This is a genomic window from uncultured Agitococcus sp., from assembly GCF_937920075.1.
Lineage (GTDB): Bacteria > Pseudomonadota > Gammaproteobacteria > Pseudomonadales > Moraxellaceae > Agitococcus.
Genome location: NZ_CALETI010000313.1, coordinates 1 through 2,172, shown reverse-complemented (window position 1 = coordinate 2,172; position 2,172 = coordinate 1). Strand labels below are relative to the sequence as shown.

Sequence of the window (2,172 nt, the reverse complement as noted above, 5' to 3'; positions counted from 1 at the left end):
CTAGTTAAAAAGGTGCAGGTTGAAAAGGTATATAACGCTTGTTGCCTGTTATATTTGCTCTATCTACCTGTATAACGAGGGCTGTACGCCTTTCTTGTGAGTGTTCACTATTAAGCAATAAAACATCATATTGCTTGCCTAGTTCGTCACCATATAAACAGTATTGCGCGGCCTCTACATGACACAAGGGGCAAGTTAATAAGTGGTTATACAAAAGCTCTTCGGTAGATTTGCCATATAAAAACTCATAAAAATCTGGGTCGGTTTCTTTTAGTGTCTCTTGGTCATTAGCGGCAATGTTTGTGTATTGTGGATAAATTAGCTCACTTTCGCTTATTTCTTGAACACTGTTACACGTGTTACACGGTTTTTTGCTCCCCCCCCTCCCTTCTAAATTGCTGTCTAAACTGTCTAAGCTGTCTAATGCCTCTGTAAGCCTTGCGGCTGTAGGGTTTTCAATTAGACAGTCACTGTCTAATTGCTGTCTAGCACTGTCTAATGGCTGCTCAAAAAACGCACTAATTTGGTTTTTTAGGCTTAAAATGCTCATTTTTTAACCTCTAAGTGTTACACGTGTTACACGAGACTGATTAAAAAACAGACAAATGTTACACGGTTTTTTGCCTGTGTAACATTCCGTGTAACACGATTAAAAACTAACCAACGGTAAGGCGAATATGTAAAAGGCGTTCTTGTTTACCTGCTACGCTTTTTCGGGGCGTTTGTCCTTTACTAAAGACGCTGATAGGGTCAACAAGCCAGCCTTGCTTATGTAAGGCGGTTAAGGCGGTGTCGCGGCCTGTACCATCGCGTACAATGTTTAAGGCGATAGGCAATAGCCAATAATCCCCTTGTGGGCTTCTATAACCGTATAGCGGCTTAATGGTGTCTCTTGGATTATGTTCGGGGTCGGGGTCGGTAAAGTCATGGGGTGAGGTCGGGTAAACTTCAGCAAAGTGTGCGCCATTGTGAGATAGCCATCCTTCTAAATGCTCTATAAAAGTCGTTTGCTCTTTGACACCTTCGCCAAAGCCCACACGCCAGCGACTAAAGGCTTTTTGTGCTACGTCTAGGGCGTGGTTTTCAGGCCATCCCGTTAAGCCAATTTGTGTGGCTATCATGCCTCCCAATGCTAAGGCGGCAAACACTTTGGCGGCGCGTGAATGTTGGTTTGTGCCATTGTGTGAAAACTGGTTTGTTATCTCGCTGTGTGCGTCTCTAAGGGCTTGCAGCTCTTCGGGTTGCTTGAGTAACGCGGTTAAATGCTCAAGATAAGGGCGACACGCTACGCCATAATTAGCGCGTAAGGCGGCATCTAATTGATTCATAAAGGCTTGGCGGTCTTTTTTATCAGTCATGCCTTCTAATACGCCACACCCGTCCCCTGTATCTACGGGTATTTCCAATAGGCGCATAAGTACGCCTGTGGGTAGGTTCTTGGTAAGTCCGATATGGCCTTTGATATTAAACTCACCTGTGCTACAGGCTAATAATTTCCAAGTCTGTGAGGCGCGTAAGGTTATATCGGCTTGGCCGCGTGTTTTGCCTTTGCTATCACTCAAGGCATAGACTGTTTTAATAATATCCTCTTTTTCAGCTTCTCCCATTTCGTCTAATACCAATAAACCGCTTGAGTGTAAGGCGGCCTGTACTTCAAAGCCTGTGGCGGTTGCATTCCATGAAACAATGCGATTATTGCCGTTAGTGCCTTTGGTGCAATTACCCCAAACACTTGCGCCTATGCGTGCGGTGGTGGTTTTGCCGTTGCTACTTTCACCCCATATATGCACGCCACAAGTATCTAAGCCTAAACACTCAAGCAAAGGCGGTGCAAAGCCTAGTAACACGCCTAAACACAATAAGGGATAGGGTGCTATGGGTAGGGTTATCTTAGTGCGCCATGCGTCTAAATCGCCCTTAGTTTCGTAGATATTGGCTCTTTGAATACCGCCTTGATAGTAATACTTGCCTTCGGTGTCGCCTATGACGTTATCAGGTAACACAAAGCAATAATCTTCACCTGTCCATCCTGTTGAGCGTTTGCCTATTAAGCGATTGTCGGGGTGTGCATTATTAAGCCATAGGCGTATCTCTTGGCGATAACGGGGCAAGTCTAGCCAGTGGTAGCCTAAATCGCGTAAAGCTGCAAATAAGGTAATACCATCGCCTACA

The 2,172-nt window shown here is 45.0% G+C and carries 2 protein-coding genes; both read right to left on the bottom strand.

The features are described from left to right. Positions 1-4: 4 nt before the first annotated feature. Positions 5-550, bottom strand: coding sequence for a hypothetical protein (locus tag Q0212_RS10860; protein ID WP_297925355.1), 546 nt, complete (start codon positions 548-550; stop codon positions 5-7). 106 nt (positions 551-656) lie between these two features. Then, positions 657-2,172 (bottom strand): DUF927 domain-containing protein (locus Q0212_RS10855; RefSeq protein WP_297925353.1); only part of this gene is annotated, 1,516 nt, incomplete at its 5' end.

Bases quoted from the DNA above. Each gene is read 5' to 3' on its own strand.
- Q0212_RS10860 (WP_297925355.1), bottom strand. From the start codon at position 550: ATGAGCATTTTAAGCCTAAAAAACCAAATTAGTGCGTTTTTTGAGCAG.